General features: G+C 62.5%; 15 protein-coding genes and 1 pseudogene. 3 read left to right on the top strand and 13 right to left on the bottom strand.

Annotated features, from left to right (window positions below; genetic code table 11):
• The first annotated feature begins 206 nt into the window (after nt 1–206).
• A complete protein-coding gene (locus PZN02_RS25050) occupies nt 207–683 on the top strand; it encodes an Lrp/AsnC family transcriptional regulator (RefSeq protein ID WP_280661672.1) in 477 nt (158 codons plus the stop codon).
• 181 nt (nt 684–864) lie between these two features.
• On the opposite strand, the gene PZN02_RS25045 is transcribed toward PZN02_RS25050, so the two are convergent.
• From PZN02_RS25045 to PZN02_RS25015, 7 genes are all read right to left on the bottom strand, one after another.
• Nucleotides 865–2,520 (bottom strand): ABC transporter ATP-binding protein, encoded by a 1,656-nt coding sequence (locus tag PZN02_RS25045; protein ID WP_280663270.1) that lies wholly within the window; start codon nt 2,518–2,520, stop codon nt 865–867.
• Nucleotides 2,520–3,389, bottom strand: a complete 870-nt coding sequence (locus PZN02_RS25040) for an ABC transporter permease (RefSeq protein WP_280661671.1) — start codon at nt 3,387–3,389, stop codon at nt 2,520–2,522. The genes PZN02_RS25045 and PZN02_RS25040 overlap by 1 nt, the downstream gene beginning before the upstream one ends.
• Nucleotides 3,386–4,336 carry an ABC transporter permease gene (locus PZN02_RS25035; RefSeq protein WP_280661670.1) on the bottom strand — a complete coding sequence of 317 codons (951 nt, stop codon included), beginning with the start codon at nt 4,334–4,336 and terminating at the stop codon, nt 3,386–3,388. Before PZN02_RS25035 ends, PZN02_RS25040 begins: the two co-directional genes overlap by 4 nt.
• A 92-nt stretch (nt 4,337–4,428) precedes the next feature.
• Complete coding sequence (locus tag PZN02_RS25030) at nt 4,429–6,039, bottom strand: ABC transporter substrate-binding protein (RefSeq protein WP_280661669.1); 1,611 nt, start codon at nt 6,037–6,039, stop codon at nt 4,429–4,431.
• A gap of 70 nt (nt 6,040–6,109) precedes the next feature.
• The gene (locus PZN02_RS25025) at nt 6,110–6,823 is read right to left on the bottom strand and encodes an HAD-IA family hydrolase (protein WP_280661668.1); all 714 of its coding nucleotides are present in this window, start codon (nt 6,821–6,823) and stop codon (nt 6,110–6,112) included.
• Between the two features lie 242 nt (nt 6,824–7,065).
• Nucleotides 7,066–8,442, bottom strand: a complete 1,377-nt coding sequence (locus PZN02_RS25020; protein WP_280661667.1) for an aspartate aminotransferase family protein — start codon at nt 8,440–8,442, stop codon at nt 7,066–7,068.
• Between the two features lie 13 nt (nt 8,443–8,455).
• Nucleotides 8,456–9,289: a GNAT family N-acetyltransferase gene (locus tag PZN02_RS25015; RefSeq protein ID WP_280661666.1), complete on the bottom strand. Its 834-nt coding sequence runs from the start codon at nt 9,287–9,289 to the stop codon at nt 8,456–8,458.
• A gap of 317 nt (nt 9,290–9,606) precedes the next feature.
• Here PZN02_RS25015 and PZN02_RS25010 point away from each other — a divergent pair, with 317 nt between their 5' ends.
• A complete protein-coding gene (locus tag PZN02_RS25010) occupies nt 9,607–10,275 on the top strand; it encodes a haloacid dehalogenase type II (RefSeq protein ID WP_280661665.1) in 669 nt (222 codons plus the stop codon).
• Nucleotides 10,276–10,292: 17 nt separating this feature from the next.
• Nucleotides 10,293–11,567 (top strand): NAD(P)/FAD-dependent oxidoreductase, encoded by a 1,275-nt coding sequence (locus PZN02_RS25005; protein WP_280661664.1) that lies wholly within the window; start codon nt 10,293–10,295, stop codon nt 11,565–11,567.
• A gap of 180 nt (nt 11,568–11,747) precedes the next feature.
• Here PZN02_RS25005 and PZN02_RS25000 read toward each other — a convergent pair.
• The 6 genes and pseudogenes from PZN02_RS25000 to PZN02_RS24975 form a co-directional block, all read right to left on the bottom strand.
• Nucleotides 11,748–11,852, bottom strand: a pseudogene (locus PZN02_RS25000) (IS5/IS1182 family transposase); the annotation flags it as partial.
• 582 nt (nt 11,853–12,434) lie between these two features.
• Nucleotides 12,435–13,889 carry an NAD-dependent succinate-semialdehyde dehydrogenase gene (locus tag PZN02_RS24995; protein WP_280661663.1) on the bottom strand — a complete coding sequence of 485 codons (1,455 nt, stop codon included), beginning with the start codon at nt 13,887–13,889 and terminating at the stop codon, nt 12,435–12,437.
• 19 nt (nt 13,890–13,908) lie between these two features.
• A complete protein-coding gene (locus PZN02_RS24990; RefSeq protein WP_280661662.1) occupies nt 13,909–14,952 on the bottom strand; it encodes a tartrate dehydrogenase in 1,044 nt (347 codons plus the stop codon).
• A gap of 8 nt (nt 14,953–14,960) precedes the next feature.
• A complete protein-coding gene (locus tag PZN02_RS24985; protein WP_280661661.1) occupies nt 14,961–16,424 on the bottom strand; it encodes an aldehyde dehydrogenase family protein in 1,464 nt (487 codons plus the stop codon).
• Between the two features lie 143 nt (nt 16,425–16,567).
• The gene (locus tag PZN02_RS24980) at nt 16,568–16,924 is read right to left on the bottom strand and encodes a cupin domain-containing protein (RefSeq protein ID WP_280661660.1); all 357 of its coding nucleotides are present in this window, start codon (nt 16,922–16,924) and stop codon (nt 16,568–16,570) included.
• A 25-nt stretch (nt 16,925–16,949) separates the two neighbouring features.
• Nucleotides 16,950–17,873, bottom strand: a complete 924-nt coding sequence (locus PZN02_RS24975; protein ID WP_280661659.1) for a 2-hydroxyacid dehydrogenase — start codon at nt 17,871–17,873, stop codon at nt 16,950–16,952.
• Nucleotides 17,874–17,876 lie beyond the last annotated feature (3 nt).

Raw genomic sequence — 17,876 nt, 5'->3', positions numbered from 1 at the left:
CGCAGTCTAGCGGTTTTGGCGCAACGGCGTTGCCGGAGTGCGCCCGGCGCGCAGCAGAAGATTCCGTCTTGCAACGGCGATGCCGCCCATTCTGCTTCGGCTCATTGTGCCAAACGAAATCGACACGTCTCTCCAGTGTGTTAAGGTCATCGTCGGAAAATCGCAGCAGAATCTGCTGCGCCGTTGGTCAAAGGGGGAGGCGCGCCATGAAACTCGACCGGATCGACATCAAGATTCTGTACGAACTGCAGAAGAATGGCCGCATCACCAATGTCGAACTGGCCGAACTGGTCAACCTCTCGCCGAGCCCCTGTCTGATGCGGGTGAAGAAGCTGCAGTCGGAAGGTTACATCGAGGGCTATTCGGCGCAGATCAACGTCAGCAAGCTCGGGCAGACACTGACGGTCTTCACCGAAATCACGCTGAAGAACCACCGGCAGATCGACTTTGCCCGGTTCCTCGCGGCGATAGACAAGGTCGACCAGGTGATCGAATGCCACCTGGTGTCCGGCGGTTATGACTATCTTCTGAAATTCGTCACGACCGGGATCGGCGAATACCAGACGATCATGGAGCGCCTCACCGACATGGACGTCGGCATCGACAAATATTTCAGCTTCGTCGTGCTGAAGTCGCCGATCGTCAAGGCGCACATGCCGCTGACCAGCCTGTTTCGGATGTAGGATCTTCAGATCGACTCGCTACGGCTGACGCACGCTGGCACTTGCGATTGGGCCCGCCCTCTCCCTCGGGAAGTTGCACGCAGAGAAAGCCGGGTGTCGCCGCCCTCGGTCAGCCTGGTGATGGAGACGATGGCCGCCAGGGGTGTGATGAGGCGGCATGTCTCGCGAGCGTGCCGGCGCGTCAGCGCCGGCAATAGGCACGTACGAGCTCCGGATCCTGTTCGAGCCCATCGAGCCACGTGGGATCGAGCTTCGGCACCGACGAGAAGAGCAACTGCGAATAGGGGTGCTGCGGTTCCTCGACCTTGGCCGGAGTGATTTCCTCCACCTTCCTGCCGTCATACATCACAATGATCTCGTCGCAAATCGCCTCCACCACGGAGAGATCGTGGCTGATGAAGATATAGGAGAGGCCGAGCTCGCGCTGCAGCTCCTTGAGCAGGTCGATGACGGCGGCCGCGACCACCGTGTCGAGCGCCGAGGTGATCTCGTCGCACAGGATCAGCTTCGGCTCGGCGGCGAGTGCGCGGGCGAAGTTGACGCGCTGTTTCTGGCCGCCCGAGAGCTCCCCCGGGCGGCGATGACGCAGGTTGCGCGGCAGGCGCACCATGTCGAGCAGCTCGTCGATGCGTGCGCTGCGCGCCTTTGCATTCATGCCGTGATAGAAGGTAAGGGGCCGGGCTAAGATGTCCTCGACGGATTTCGCCGGATTAAGCGCCGTATCGGCATATTGGAAGACGATCTGCATTTCGCGCAGTTCATCGCGCGAGCGCGCGCGGGCGCTGCGACCGAGTTCCTTGCCGTCGAAGACGATCTTGCCGATAGCGGCCGGCAATATCCCGGCGATGGTCCGCGCGAGCGTCGACTTGCCGCAACCGGACTCGCCGATGATACCGAGGTTGCGCCCCTTCTCCACCTTGAGACTGACATGCTCGACGGCGCGCACGAGCGGCAGGCCGTCGGCCTGGGCCTGGCCGTAGCCTGCGACGAGATTTTCGATTTCGAGCAACGGGGCAGGACCACTCTCTGCCGCGCCCGCAGCGCCACGGGGTTTCGGCTCGAAGGCGGCGAGCAGCTCCCGCGTGTAGGGGTGCTTCGCGTCGTTGAGGATCTCTTCGGTGGTGCCGGTCTCCTTGGTCTCGCCGCCATTCAAGACGACGATTCGGTCGGCGATCTGAGCGACCACGGCGAGGTCGTGCGAGACGTAAACGCCGGCGATGCCGCCCTTCTTCATCACAGACTTGAAGGCGCGCAGCACCTCGATCTGCGTCGTCACGTCGAGCGCTGTGGTCGGCTCGTCGAATATGACGAGCTTCGGGTCGCCGATGAGGGCCATGGCGGCCGAAAGACGTTGCAGTTGCCCGCCGGAAACCTGGTGCGGATAGCGGCTGCCGATCGTTTCCGGCTCGGGCAGCGACAACGCCCTGAAGAGCTCGACGGCGCGGAGGCGCGCCTCGTCGGCTGACATGAGCCCATGAATTCGGGTGACCTCGATTACCTGGTCCATGATCGTGGCGGCCGGGTTGAATGCGGCGGCGGCTGATTGCGGGACATAGGTGACCTCGGTGCCGCGCACCCTGGCGCGCTGCTTTTCGCTCAGCGTCACCATGTCCTTTCCGGCGACTAAGACGCTGCCGCCGCAGATGCGACAGCCGGGGCGGGCATGGCCCATCAGCGTCAGTGCGATCGTCGTCTTGCCGGAGCCGCTTTCGCCGATCAGCGCCACGATCTCGCCTTCGGCGATGTCGAAGCTGACGCCGTTGATGATCTCGACGCGGCGGCCGGAATCGGTGGTGGCTTCGACTTTAAGGTCACGGATTTCTACGAGATTGCCCATCATTCGCTCCGATCCCGGATCTTCTGCGGCAGGTTGTCGATCAAGAGGTTCACGCTGATCGTCAGGCTGGCGATCGCAAAGGAGGGAGCCATCACCGCCGGTGCGCCAAAGGGCAGGCCGCCGATGTTCTCGCGCACCAGTGCACCCCAGTCGGCATAGGGCGGCTGGACGCCGAGGCCGAGGAAGGAGAGGCTGGAGAGCAGGAGAACGATGAAGACGAAGCGGATGCCGAGATCGGCGAGCACCGGCCCTGCGATGTTCGGCAGGATTTCCGAACGGACGAGATAAAGCGTGCTCTCGCCACGGATACGAGCCACGGTGATGAAGTCCATCGCATTGATGTTTACGGCGAGAGCTCGGGCGAAACGGTAGGCGCCCGGAATGTAGATTACCGAGAGCGTCAAGATCAGCACCGGAATGGAGGAACCGACGGCGGCGACCACCACCAGTCCGAAGAGCTTGCTTGGAATTGAGTGGAGGGCGTCGAGGAAACGGCTCAACAGCGTGTCGAGCCACCCGCCGGCCACAGCCGCGATCATGCCGAGGACCACGCCCGAGAAACACGCGATCGTCACCGCCGCAAGCGAGATGCCGACGGTGTAGCGGGCACCCATCAGAATGCGCGAAAGCATGTCGCGGCCGAGATAATCGGATCCGAGCCAGAAGTCGCTGCTCATCGGACCGAAGTAGTCGAGGTCGACGATCTCTCCAACCGGGTAGGGGATGATCAGCGGCGCGAAGATCGCGACGAGCGCCCAGAAAAGGATGATCGAAAGACCGATCATGCCGATGATATTGAAGCGATAGCCGAACCGGATTCCGGACGTCCGGCCGGAAGTGCTCGATGTGCTCGAAGTGGTCATGGTCATCGAAGCCTCGGATTGGAGAGAATGGCGATGATGTCGGCCGTCGTGATCAGCAGCAGGTAGCCGAGGCAGAAGATCATCGCGCAGCTCTGGATTAGCGGCAGATCGCGGGTGGCAACGGCATCGACCATCAGCTTGGCGATGCCTGGGTAGTTGAAGATCGTCTCAATGATGATGACGCCGCCCAGCAGGTAGGAGAGTGAAAGCGCCACGGCATTGACGATCGGACCCAGCGCGTTCGGCAGCGCGTGGCGAAACACCATGCGCGGCCGCGAGGCGCCCTTGAGGAGCGCCATTTCCACATAGGGCGTGTTGAGGGTCTCGATCACTGCCGCCCGTGTCATGCGAATCATCTGTGCCGAGATGACGAAGGTGAGCGTGATCACCGGCATGGCATAGATGCGCAGGAGATCGGCGAGAGACGTGACTTCGTTGGCAAAGGAGAGCGCGGGCAGCCATTTCAGATAGACGGCGAAGACGAGCACGGCGGAGGTCGCGATCATGAACTCCGGCACGGAAATGACGCCGATCGTCAGTACCGTGACGATGCGGTCGTAGAGCGAGCCGCGCAGCATCGCCGCGGTGATGCCGAGCGTGAGTGCGATCGGCACTGAGAAGAGCGCGGTAACGCCTGCGAGCTGCAGCGTGTTGACGAAGCGTCCGCCGATCAGATCCGCGACCGGCATCTCGTTGGCATAGGACGTACCGAGATCGCCCTGCACCAGACCGACGATCCAGCGCAGGAAACGCAGGATGGCCGGCTCGTCGAGATGCATGGCCTTGCGCAGACCTTCGACGGCCTCCGGTGTCGCGGCCTGGCCGAGCAGGATGGTCGCCGTATCTCCAGGCAAGAGCGTCGTCGCGAAGAACACGGCGAAGGAGACGATCACCAGGGTGATGAGGGCAATGAGCAATCTGCTCAGCACAAGGGATAAGACCCGGTTGTTCACGCGCGCTCCTTTCGACGTTCGAGACAAGAAGTTTAAGTTAAAAAGCGGTCGGGGCTGCGGCGGAGCGGCTGCAGCCCCATCCGGTTTCCTCATCAGGCTTCGAGCCAGACATATTCAGCGAAAGCATAGCCCATCTGGCCGCCAAGCGGATTGGCTTCCAGGCCTTTGAGCTTGGCGGTGATCGCGTCGACATTGGAGATATAGGCTGGAATGATGGTGCCGGCTTCGTTGGCGACCATCACCTGCATCTCGTTGTAGATCGCCTTGCGCTTCTCCTGATCGAGCGAGCCGCGCGCCTCGATCAGCATCTTATCGAATTTCTCCGACTTGTATTGGCTCTCGTTCCACGGAGCCTCCGAGGAGTAGAGCAGCGAGAACAGGATATCCGGCGTCGGACGCGGGTTGATATTGCCGAAGTGGACCGGCGCCTTCAGCCAGTAATTATCCCAGTAACCGTCTGCGGGAACGCGCTGGACATCGAGCTTCAAGCCGATCTCGGCAGCGGAGGCCTGGATGATCATCGCCATATCGATCGCGGAGTTCGCCGCATCGGAGGCAACCACCGGTATCGACTGGCCTAACACGCCGGCCTTCTCGAAGAGGAACTTGGCCTTCTCGGGATCAAAGGCGCGCGGCTTCAGCTCGGCATTATGGTAGAAGTTGGCGGGGGAAACCGGCTGGTCGTTGCCGACTTCACCCAAGCCCCGCAGCGCCGACTTGACGATCTGCTCGCGGTTTACGAGGTACTTCATGCCTTCGACGAAGTCCCGCTTGCTGCCGGGTTCCATATCCAGCCGCATGTTGAGGTTGGTGTAGTTGCCGGAGGTGGTCTTCGATAGGACGAAGCCGTCGCCTTGGCTCTCGACCAGGCGCATGGAGCGCGGATTGATCGTGGCGGCGAGGTGGATGTCGCCGGATAATAGTGCATTCACCCGGGAACTGTCGTCGCTGATCGCGAAGTACTCGAAGGAGTCGACGTTCGGTCCGGACTTCCAGTAGTTCTTGTTCTTGATGCCGACGGAGCGCACGCCAGGCTCGAAGACTTCTCTCACGAAAGCGCCGGTGCCGTTCCCTTTTGAGAAGTCGGTGGTGCCGTCGGCGACGATCATGAAGTGGTGCATCGAGAGGATCGTCGGCAGGTCGGCATTCGGGCTGGCGAGCGTGACCTCGACCGTCTGCTTGTCGACCGCCTTGAAGCCCGTCATCTGCGCGGCGATCTTGGCGACCTTCGAACCGACAGACGGGTCGAGATGGCGCTTCAGCGAGAAGATCACGTCGTCGGCGGTCAACGGCTTGCCATCATGGAAGGTGACGCCCTTCCTCAGTTTGACGGTCCAGGTCTTCGCATCCTTGGACTCGATCGCCTCCGCCAGCTCCATCTGCGGCGTGCCGCTCTTATCGAGGAAGGTGAGGCGGTTATAGAAGGAGCAGCAGCGGACGTAGTCCGTCGAGAGGGACGCCTTTGCCGGGTCGAGCGTATCAGCGGTCGAGGACGACCAGCCGGCTGCCTTCAGCGTGCCGCCTGCGACCGGCGTCGCTGCTACGGCATTGCCGGCTCGGCCGAGCACAAAGCTACCGGCAGAAAGGGCAACGCCGCCGGCCAGCATCATCTGCAAGAGCTCGCGGCGAGTGGCGCCACGGCGGATGGCGTTTTCGACCATCGCGTCGTCGGATCTGGTCCAATTGGTGATCTTGTCGTTCATGTCATTCCCCTTTTTGTCTGTTGGCGGGCTGCCCGTCTTGCGTAGGCTTGGACCCGATCCGGTGAACTGGTCAGTTGCGTGCGACGGCCACGGCATCGGCAAGGCCGGCCATAGAAGTGAAGTGGTAGTCGGGCTTGGTGAATTCGGCCGGCTCGATGGTGCCGCCGTAACCTTTCTGCGCGTGCCGCCGCTCGATCCAGCAGTTGGTCAGCCCAAGCTTCCGCGAGATGCCGATGTCGTGGTACTGGCTCTGGGCGACATGCAGGATGTCGTCCTTCGAATTTCCTTCCGAAGCTATGAAGTCGAAGACCCTCTCGAAGAAGACAGGATCCGGTTTTTCGGTGCCAGTGTCGTCTGCCGTGAAGGCGGCGTGAAAGGGGTTGCCAAGCTCGCTTGCGAAGAAATCGAAGGCCCAGCGGCGGGCATTGGTCATTGCGATGAGCCGGTAGTCCTTGGCAAGGCGCGCCAGCGCTTCAGCGCTGTCTGCAAAGGCCTTCCAGTTCCTGGCGGAATCCCTGAGGCGCTCGCCGTATCTGCGGTCCGCCGGCAGGCCGAGCTTTGGCGCGATTTCAAGATAGACGCGCACGAGATCGTCTGGGAAGAGGTCGGCGTCCTTGGAGTAGCGCGCCGCGCGGTAAAGGCTCAGCGCCTTCTCGCCGTCGATTGTCACACCTGCCTCGGCGGCGATGCCGGCGAGACATTCCTTGAGGCCGCCTTCGAAGTCGATCAGCGTGCCGACGACGTCGAACGTCATGTATTTGAATTCCGGAAGGCTCTTGCGCACATCAGTTCCCCAGTTTTTGGCGCCCGGGTCGGAGCGCCAACTTCATGAAGAGAAGAATATTCTGTTCCCGATGGCGGGATGTTTTCCCCGCTCTTGCTGGAAAGGCCGCCTATGCTGGGCTCCGGCCGCTTTCCTTGCATTTGAGTTTGGCATCTATGCCGCGCCGGAGTCTCCGAAAAGTCGCCATAGCGCGGCACAAAATTTCGAATATGACCGTTCCGCGATATATCGCGGCCGATCCCTCAGGCGTTCAAAACCTTGCGGACATCTGGATCTTCCAATGTCTCGTCGAGCGTCGCGCGCGTGCGCTCGACGATCGCGTCGATCTCTGCTTCGGTGCAGCAGAGTGGCGGCGCGTAGCCGAGCACGCCATTGGCGAAGGCGCGGATAACGAGACCGTTTTCCCAGGCGCGGTCGAAAATGCGGCGCGCCGGCTCCGCGGCTGCCGGCAAGGGGGTCTTCCTCGCCTTGTCGACGACGAGCTCGATGGCAGCCAGCATGCCGCGGCCGCGCACATCGCCGACAAGCGGGTGGTCCCTCAGGCTTTCGAGACCTTCCATCAGCCGGGCACCGGCCTTGACGCCGTTCTCCAAGAGGCCGTTCTCGTAGAGCTTCAGCACCTCTAGGCCGACAGCGGCGCTGACCGGATGCGCCGAATAGGTGTAGCCGTGGCCGACGGCGGAAGCGCCGGCGCCTTCGGCGATCGTCTGGTAAACATGGTCGGCCATGAAGACGGCCCCCATCGGCACATAGCCGGACGTGAGGCCTTTAGCCGCGGTGATGAAATCCGGGACGATCTCGTCCTCGGTTGAGGCAAAGAGCGGCCCGGTGCGCCCGAAGCCGGTGATCACCTCGTCGGCAACGAAGAGAATGCCGAGTTCGCGGCAGAGTTCGCGCATCGCTTTCATCCAGCCCTTGGGCGGGACCAGCACGCCGCCCGAGCCCTGAATCGGTTCGGCATAGAAGGCGGCGACGCGCTCGGAACCGATTTCCTCGACCTTGCGCCTGAGCGCGGCCAGCGAGGCCGCGATGATCGCCTGCGGATCCTCGCCCACCGGATTGCGGTACACATAGTGAGACGGAATTTTGTGCTGCCAGTCGAAGGGAATGCCGAAGCCGGCATGGAAGGCCGGTAACGCGGTCAGGCCGGCGCCGACGGTCGATGAGCCGTGATAGCCCTGTTCGACCGAGATGAACTGGTCGCGTTGCGGCTCGCCGCGGGCAATCCAATAGTAGCGGATGAAGCGGATCGTGCTGTCTACGGCGTCGGAGCCGCCGAGCGTGAAATAGATGTGGTTGAGATCGCCCGGCGCGCGCTCGGCCAGTTCCGAGGCAAGGCGGATCGCGGGCTCGGAGCCGAGGCCGAAATAGGCCGTGGCATAGGGAAGCTCGCGCATCTGACGAGCCGCCGCTTCGACGATCGCTTCATGGCCATAGCCGGCATTGACGCACCAGAGGCCGGCAAAGCCGTCGATCAGTTGCTTGCCCGAGGCGTCGGTGACCGTCGCACCCCTGGCGGCGGCGAGCACGCGCACGCCGAGTTTTTCATGGCCGCGATAGGAGGCGACCGGGTGGATAAGGTGGGCACGATCGAGTTCGATGAGGGAATTGCTGTACATGACGATCTCCGGATCAGCCGAGCGCCTGGTTGGCGAGGGCGAAGGTTGTGGCGACATCGGCGGCACGGGGTATCTGCGGCTTCATCATGGCGATGCCGCCGCCGACATGGGCCAGCCCCTGTTCGGCAAGCCAGGGCGAAATGGCCGTGTCGCCAGTGGTATCGACCCGGAGAAAGCGGCCTGGTCTGCGGGCGATGAAATGTGCGATGAGCGCCTTGGCGTCATCGAGACTGCCGGCAACGACGGGTCCGACGACCTCACCGCGACCGAAGGTGCGGATGGCGCCGAAGCCGGAAACGCGGCCGTTTCGGCGGATCACCGCGAAGTCGCCGACCTTGGCGAGGTAGGCAATCAGCTCTTCACGGTCGGCGCCGAAGGCGAGGCGGTCGAGTGCGGCGATCGCTTCAATGTCTGCCGCTGCCGCCTGCTCCGTTTGCCCAGGCGTGGCGATTTCTCTGACGAGACCCTGATGCTGCAATACGCGACCCGTCTCGCAGAAGCCGAGCTTTTCGTATAGCGGCATGCCCTCAGTCGTTGCCACAAGCCTGAGCGGACGATCGGCCGCGAGCCGCAACGCCGCGTCCATCAGCTTGCGACCGAGGCCGCGGCCGCGCATCGTCTCGTCGACGATCACCATGTTGATGGTCGCGCAATCCGCCTTGTATTGGGTGACGAGCACAGTGCCGACGACCCGGTCGCCCTCAATCGCGACGACGCCTTCGCTCAGGCTCAGCGCCATGTGCCAATCTTCAAGGCGATGTGGCCAGCCGGCCTGCCGGGAGAGCTTGACGGCGGCTTCCAGATGCTCAGACCCGAAGGCGGCAATATCGATCTGACTTGTCTGCATGGCATTTCCTTCATTTTCTGCCCGCAAGTCTGCAGGAGTGCCGGCCGGCAGATCGTCTGAAGGCCGCGGCCCGCGCGGTATCTTATAGCTTTGCTCTCATGCGTCGCCGCATCTTATGCTGGCAGGGAAGAGCGCTGGGCGCGCGCCCAGGCGGAAGACGGAGCCGACCACCAGCAGGCCACACAACCTTCTGCCAAAGCCGGCTCTCGATACGATAGATTCTGCTTCGAACGCCGCCAAATCAGGCGAGGCGATGGAAGGCGCAGCGTCTATGATCCTTACAGAATACCTGGCCCCGTTCTTTCAAGGATATGCATATGACGACCTTCCGTCCGAAATACATCACCTTCGACTGCTATGGCACGCTGACGAATTTCCAGATGGCGGAAGCGGCCCGCGACCTCTATGGAGAGCAGCTCGACGAGGCGCACATGGCTGAATTCATCAGGAATTTCGCGGCCTATCGCCTCGACGAGGTCCTGGGAGACTGGAAGCCCTATGCCGAGGTCGTCCGCAATTCGCTCGAACGGACCTGCAAGCGCAACGGCATCAAATTCCGCGATGAAGCCGCGCGGATGGTCTATGAGCGCGTGCCGACCTGGGGTCCGCATGCAGACGTGCCGGCGGGGCTTGCCAAGGTCGCCAAGGAGATCCCGCTGGTGATCCTGTCGAACGCGATGAATTCGCAGATCATGTCGAATGTCGAAAAGCTTGGCGCGCCCTTCCATGCGGTCTATACCGCCGAACAGGCGCAGGCCTACAAGCCCCGCTTCAAGGCGTTCGAATACATGTTCGACATGCTGGGTTGCGGCCCGGAGGACATTCTCCACTGCTCGTCCTCCTTCCGCTACGACCTGATGTCGGCACATGACCTCGGCATCAAGAATAAGGTGTGGGTCAATCGTGGCCACGAGCCGGCCAATCCCTATTACGGTTATGTCGAGATCGCCGATATCTCCGGTCTGCCGGGCGTCGTCGGGCTTTAGAGAGAAGGCGGTCCGCCATGAAATTCGTCTCCTACTGGCACGACACTGCCCCGGCCTTTGCCGGGGCTGCTCAGGGCCCGGTCGATGGCCACTACGACGTCGCCGTAATCGGCGGTGGCTTCACCGGCCTCAGTGCGGCGCGGCAGCTCGCCAAGGCGGGCGCCAAGGTCGTCGTGCTGGAGGCGGAGAAGGTCGGCTGGGGCGCCTCCGGCCGAAATGGCGGACACCTCAACAACGGGCTGGCGCACAGCTATCTCGCGGCCAAGGCGGAGCTTGGTAAGGAGCGGGCGATTGCGCTTTACAGGGCGTTTGACCATTCGGTCGATTCAATCGAAGCGCTGATTGCCGAAGAAGGTATCGACTGCAATTTCCGCCGCGCCGGCAAGCTGAAGCTCGCCTCCAAGCCGCAGCATTTCGATGCGATCGCCCGTAACTTCGAGGCTGTGCATGCGGAGGTGGATCCCGATACCGCTCTTCTCAGCGCAGAGGATCTGAAGCAGGAAGTCGGCTCGCCCTTCTTCGGGGCGATGCTCTCGAAGAAGAGCGCGATGATGCATATGGGGCGCTATGTCGTCGGCCTCGCCGAAGCGGCAGCGCGCCACGGCGCCATGGTTTTCGAGAACGCAGCGGTCACCGAGCATCGGCAGGCGGGCAGCCGTCATCATCTGAAAACATCGCGCGGCAGCGTCACCGCGGATGCGGTGATTGTCGCCACCGGCGCCTACACGCCTTCGACCTTCGGCTATTTTCGTCGCCGCATCATCGCCGTCGGCAGCTTCATCATCGCCACCCGGCCGCTGACAGCGGCGGAGATCGCGGCGAGCATGCCGGGTAACCGCACCTGCGTCACGTCGATGAACATCGGCAATTATTTCAGGCTTTCACCCGACAACCGACTGATCTTCGGCGGCCGCGCCCGCTTCTCGGCGACGTCCGACCAGCGCTCGGACGCGAAAAGCGGCGCGATCCTCAAAGCGAGCCTTGCCGAGATCTTTCCGCAGCTTGCCAATGTCGAGATCGACTATTGCTGGGGCGGACTCGTCGACATGACCAAGGACCGCTTCCCCCGCGCCGGCTATCATGACGGGGTTTGGTACGCCATGGGCTATTCCGGCCATGGGGCGCAGCTTTCGACGCATCTCGGCATGATCATGGCGGACGCGATCCTCGACCGGCCGGACCGCAACCCGCTGAAGGGTCTCGAATGGCCGGCGGTGCCCGGACATTTCGGGAAGCCCTGGTTCCTGCCGCTCGTCGGCATGTATTACAAGATGCTGGACAGGTTCCAGTAGACAGCAAGGGCGTATGAAAAAGTGGCGCGGACCGGGCAGGTTCGCGCCATTTTTGTTTGGAAGATTTAGCCTGGCGTGCGCCCAAAGTGTGCAGCGGTCTTGCCGAAAGAGCTGAAGCGCCTCGCGCGCTTAAGCGCGGGATGAGGAAAGGACGGCGGCCTTCCGCACGCATCCCGCTCTACTCCTTACACGGCGGTCGTCGACGCGTGGCACACCGTGGGGCCGCGGGAAGTGCGGCTTGATGCGCTCGAGCGGGGCCTCGCTGAGCCAATAATGATCTCGCATGGGCAGGTCCTCCTGCCAGTCTTGAATCACGATTTGCGCCAGCACGGAATCGTCAAGCGACGTAAACCGAGATGCGCTACTCCGGACATTGCAACTGACGTCGATCAATTGCATAACCGAGCAGTCGCAACTGACTTGTAGTGATGCAAGCAAGTCTTGGAGAGATCCCGTGAAATGGCGTGAACCTTGGGAACCAGTCCGGACCTCCATGGACGAAGCATACTTGCTAGCCTGGGAGTCAGAACTTGCACGGGAAACCGGGCCCGGACATCCTCTCTACCGGACCAGCGCGAAGCTATTCGCCCGCCGGTTTGACTGCGACGACGCTCTCTATCAGCTTGAAGACGGAAGGGTAGCAATGGTCCACTTAACCTGGATCCAAAGTCAAGAACGCGACGCGCGCTGGCCAGAAACGCGCGTTTACGGCTCTCTTCAAGCTTGGGAACAAGAGGGGCTTGCAGCCGACCACGCCGACTGGCTCCTTGACCAAAGGTGAAGACAGTTCCTTGGCGAGAAGATCGTCAGGCTGTAATTCGGTTTCACCTCAAATGCAGTCGTGACGCTACGACCAATTCATAGGTCCTAGTCCAGCCCGCCGATGTGGAAGCTCTTCATCTCGAGATATTCCTCGATGCCGACTTGGGCGCCTTCTCGGCCAAGGCCGGATTGCTTGACGCCGCCGAAGGGGGCGACTTCGGTGGAGATGGCGCCGGTGTTGAGGCCGACCATGCCGAATTCGAGCGCTTCCGCCACGCGCCAGGAGCGTCTCAGGCTCTCGGTATAGAAATAGGCAGCCAAGCCGAAGGGCGTTCCGTTGGCGGTGGCGATTGCCTCGTCCTCCGTCTCGAAGCGGAAGAGCGGTGCGACGGGACCGAAGGTCTCTTCGCTGGCAAGCAACATGTCGGCGGTGGCGCCGGTGAGTACGATTGGGGCCGTATATTGTCTCCCCTCCGGGACCGACCTGCCGCGCGCCGCAACCTTGGCTCCCTTGGCAATCGCGTCCTCGACATGACGGTTGATCTTGTCGATCGCCGCATCATTGATCATCGGTCCAATGGCGATGCCGGGTTCCGTACCTGGGCCGACCTTCATCGCACTGACGCGGGCGCCGAGCTTCTCGGCGAAGGCGTCATAGACGCCGGCCTGCACCAGGATGCGGTTGGCACAGACGCAGGTCTGGCCGCCATTGCGGAATTTGGACGCGATCGCGCCCTCGACCGCCAGATCAAGATCGGCGTCGTCGAAGACGATGAAGGGGGCGTTGCCGCCGAGTTCGAGCGATAGCCGCTTGACGCTGTCAGCCGCACCTCGCATCAAGAGCGACCCGACACGCGTCGAGCCCGTAAAGGAGATCTTGCGCACTGTTTCGTTCGCCATGAACTCGTTGCCGATTGCGGTCGGCATGCCGGTGACGATGTTGATCACGCCGGCGGGAATGCCGGCGCGCTCTGCCAGAACTCCGAGGGCGAGCGCTGAAAACGGCGTGAACTCCGAGGGCTTGATCACCACCGTGCAGCCGGCCGCCAGGGCGGGTGCCACTTTGCGTGTAATCATTGCGTTGGGGAAGTTCCACGGCGTCACGATGGCGCAGACGCCGACCGCCTCCTTCAAAACGACGATGCGGCGATCTGCCGTCGGCGAGGGGATGGTGTGGCCGCCGATGCGGCGGGCTTCTTCGGCGAACCATTTGACGAAGGAAGCGCCGTAACGGATCTCGACGCGCGCTTCGTCGAGCGGCTTGCCCTGTTCCATCGTCAGGAGCAGCGCCAGATCCTCGAGGTTCTCGATCATCAGCGCATACCAGCGCTCAAGTAATGCGGCGCGCTCGGCATGCGTCTTCTTCTTCCACGGTCTGAACGCGGCATTGGCGGCGTCGATGGCGGCTCGCGTTTCCTCTTCGCCCATGTCCGGAATGGTGCCGAGGCGCGTCCCACTGGCGGGGTCGAATACGTCGACGGTCCTACCGGAGGCTGCGGCCAGCCAGGCTCCGTCGATGAGGCCCTCTTGCCGAAAAAGTTCCCTGTCGTTCAACTTCATTATCCTGCTCCTCTAAAGATCAGTCGAGCGCGGCAAGCACCGCCGCGGTGATGGTTTCCGTCTTGTCCCTGCCGGGCGCGGTGCCGATGCCCCGGGCAGTGGTCCTTTCAAGCGCACTCATGACCGTTCGCGCCGCGTCCTTTTCTCCGAGATGCTCCAGCATCATCGCGCCGGACCATATGGCGGCGATGGGGTTGGCGATCCCGAGATGAGCGATGTCGGGTGCGGAGCCGTGTACCGGCTCGAACATCGACGGGGCGCTTCGATCGGGGTTGATGTTGGCGGAAGCCGCAAATCCGAGCCCGCCCTGGATCGCGGCACCGAGATCGGTCAGGATGTCGCCGAAGAGGTTCGAGGCGACCACGACATCGAGGCTCTCAGGCGCCATCACCATGCGTGCGGCCATGGCGTCGATGTGATAGCTCGTCACCTCGACATCCGCGTATTCGGCGGCGAGCTCTCGCGTAATCTCGTCCCAGAACACCATGGAGTATTTCTGGGCATTGGATTTGGTCACCGAAGCAAGTTTGCGCCGGCGCGCACGTGCCTGCTCGAAGCCGAAGCGCAGGATCCGTTCGATGCCCGTGCGGGTGAAAATCGAGGTCTCGATCGCGACCTCATCGGCCGTTCCCTGATGCACGCGGCCGCCGGCACCGGAGTATTCACCCTCGGTATTCTCGCGGATGCAGAGGATGTCGAAGTTTTGCGTCTTCAACGGACCTTGGACGCCCGGCAGCAGCCGGTGGGGGCGGATATTGGCATATTGCACGAAGGCCTTGCGGATCGGCAGGAGCAGGCCATGCAGCGAAACGGAGTCCGGCACCTCGGCCGGCCAGCCGACGGCGCCGAGCAGGATCGCATCGAAGCGGCGCAAGATCTCTATGCCGTCCGTCGGCATCATCGCGCCCGTTTCTTTGTAAAAGGCGCAGGACCAGGGAAAGGGCGTGCCGGTGAGCGAGAAGCCGGAATGACTGGCAACGGTCGAAAGAACCTGCCAGGCCGCATCCGTTACGTCCGGGCCAATGCCGTCGCCGGGGATGAGTGCGATCGAATAGGATTTCATGGAGACTCCTAGAGGCTGATGAGAACGCTCTTGCTCTTGCGGTTGGCCTGGTACGCCTCGCGTCCGAGGTCCTTGCCGACGCCGGAGCGCTTGTAGCCGCCGGTCGGCAGGATATGGTCGCGCGAGCGGCTATAGCGGTTGACCCAAACCGTGCCGGCCTGCAGCAGTCGCGTCAGCCGTAGCGCGCGAGACAGGTCGCGGGTGAAGAGGCCAGCGGCCAGGCCGTAGGTCGGGTGGTCGGCGAGAGCCAATGCCTCCTCTTCGTCGGCGAAGGTCTGCATCGTAAGGACCGGACCGAAGATTTCTTCGGCAACGGCTGGCGAGGAGCTGTCGCGCACCGCCAGCAGCGTCGGATGATAGAAATAGCCCGGCGCATCCATCGGGCCGCCTCCGAACAGGCATTCGCCGCCCGCCGAAACGGCCGCTTCGACGATGCCGTGGATGCGGTTCAATTGGCGCTTGGAGATAATGGGCGAGTAGTCGCTCGCCTCGTCCCAGGTCGGACCCGCCTTCGCCACCCTCATGCGTCTGACGATCGCCTCGACGAGAGGCGCGGCAACGCTTTCCTCGACGATCAGGCGAGAGCCGGCGACGCAGGCCTGGCCGGCATTGGAGAGGATGCTCTGTGCGATCGCAGCGGCAGCCTTGTCGAGATCCGCGTCGGCGAAGACCAATTGAGGACTCTTTCCGCCGAGCTCCAGCGTCATCGGTTTGACCCCGGTGGCGGCGATATTGGCCATGATGGCCGAGCCGGCGCCGGTCGAGCCGGTGAAACTGACCTTCGCAATATCGGGATGACCGGTGATGGCATTGCCGGTCACCGGACCGTCGCCCAGCACGACATTGACGAGACCTGCCGGGAGGCCCGCGCGGACCGCGAGCTCGGCGAGGTAGACCGTCGAGAATGGTGTGATTTCCGATGGCTTCAGGACTACGGCATTGCCGGCGGCAAGCGCAGGGCCGAGCTTCCAGGCGGCCATCGAAACGGGAAAATTCCACGGAGTGATGGCGCCGACGACGCCATAAGGTTCGGTCATGACCATGCCGAAGTTACCGTCGTCGGTCGGCACGAGATCACTTCCTTCCTTATCGGCGAATTCGGCGAAAAAGCGGATCTGCTCGGCGCTGACGGCGATATCGCCGGCGACCAGATGACCGACAGGCCGTGTCGACGAAAGCGCTTCGAGCTTGGCGAGGGTTTCGGCCTCGCTTTCGATCAGGTCCGCCCAGCGCTGCAGCGCGACCGTGCGCTCGCGCGGCCGCACTCCGCCCCAGTTGCTCACTTTGAGCGCTTGCTTGGCGGTCTCGACCGCGCGATCGACGAGCGCTTCGTCTGCGAGTGGACAGCCCGCATAGGCCTTGCCGTCGGACGGGCGATGCATATCGATGACACCTTCGGCCGCCACCAACCGGCCACCGATGAAGTGGCCAATCGGAAGATGGATGGTGTCAGGGTTGAAGCTCAGTGCCATGCGGATACCTCGGATCATTGCAAGTCGAAGCTAGCAAAATGGAGGTAGTCGCTTGATTTGTTGGCGGAGGTGGCGCGGCGGAAAACACCGTTTTTCATTCGCCGCGCAGTGTATTGTTCGGCGGGGTCGGATGACCCCACCGCTCAACCCATCACGGTCACGTAGATCTTGCGCACTGTCTCGATCGTCTTCCAAGCGCCGACGAAGCCCGGCTTCATGACGAAGCTATCGCCCGCCTTGTAGGTGACCGGCTCGCCGCCTTCCGGCGTGAGTTCGATGACGCCTGAAAGGATATGGCAGAACTCGAAGGTATCTCCCTTGATAGAGCGTGTCTCGCCGGGGGTCGCCTCCCAGACGCCGGTGTGGATCATCTCCCCGCGGGCGACGTCCTGGGCCCAGGTCCTGAAGGAGGGGTTGCCGGAGATCAGGCGCTCCGGGAGGGGGCCTGACTCACGCGGCGCGAAGGAGGGGTTGGTGTCGATGGTCTTTAGGAGCGACATGGCTGTCCTTTCGTCGGTTTGGAACTCAGTAGCCGCGGCCGCGATCGACGAGCCCGATCGGATCGAGACCCGAGCGGTGGCGTTTGATGTTCTCGATCACGGCTTGGGCGGCGGTTTCGGGTTGCGTCACGCTCGCAATGTGCGGCGTCAGCAGGATTCTCGGATGGCTCCAAAAGGCATGTCCCGCCGGCAACGGTTCGGGATCGGTGACGTCGATGACGGCGCCGGAGAGACGGCGACTATCCAGTGCCTCAAGAAGTGCCTGATGATCGAGTTGCGGGCCCCGGCCGACATGGACCAGCGCCGCACCGGTCGGGAGTTTGGCGAAAAGCGTGGCATCGAGGAAGCCACGCGTCTCGTCGGTCAAAGGCAGGAGACAGATGAGAATGTCGGTGGAGCCCAACAGACGGTCGAGACCGTCAGGACCGTGCAGGCATCTGACGCCCTCGAGCTCGTGCGCGCTGCGGCTCCAGCCGGATAGCGGAAAACCGAAAGGTTTCAATCGTTCGAGCACCGCGGTGCCGAGCATGCCCAGGCCGAGCACGCCGATGCGGCGTTCCGAGGCCTGAACCGGCGAAATAGCCTGCCAATGCTGGCTGCGTTGCTGGGCGAGATAGGCCGGCAGGTCACGATGGAGCGTGAGCACGGCAAGTGTCACATATTCCTGCATCATCCGGACAATGCCGTCCTCGACCATGCGCACGACCTTCACATGCGGCGGCACGGCGTCGATGCTGAACTGGTCCACGCCGGCGCCGATCGAGAAGAGGATTTCAAGGTTACGGAACCGCGTGAGGTCCTTGGGAAGCGTCCATGTGATCAGGTAGCGCACCGCATCCGGGTCGACCGTCGCCGGATCAGTGGCGAAAGGAATGTCCGGCAGTTCACGCGAAAAAGCTTTAGCGAAAATCGCGCCGCGCTTTGCATCGGAATTGAAGAGGAAGGTCATCGC

Source organism: Sinorhizobium garamanticum, assembly GCF_029892065.1.
Lineage (GTDB): Bacteria > Pseudomonadota > Alphaproteobacteria > Rhizobiales > Rhizobiaceae > Sinorhizobium > Sinorhizobium garamanticum.
This window is presented reverse-complemented; position numbering and strand designations above follow the sequence as displayed.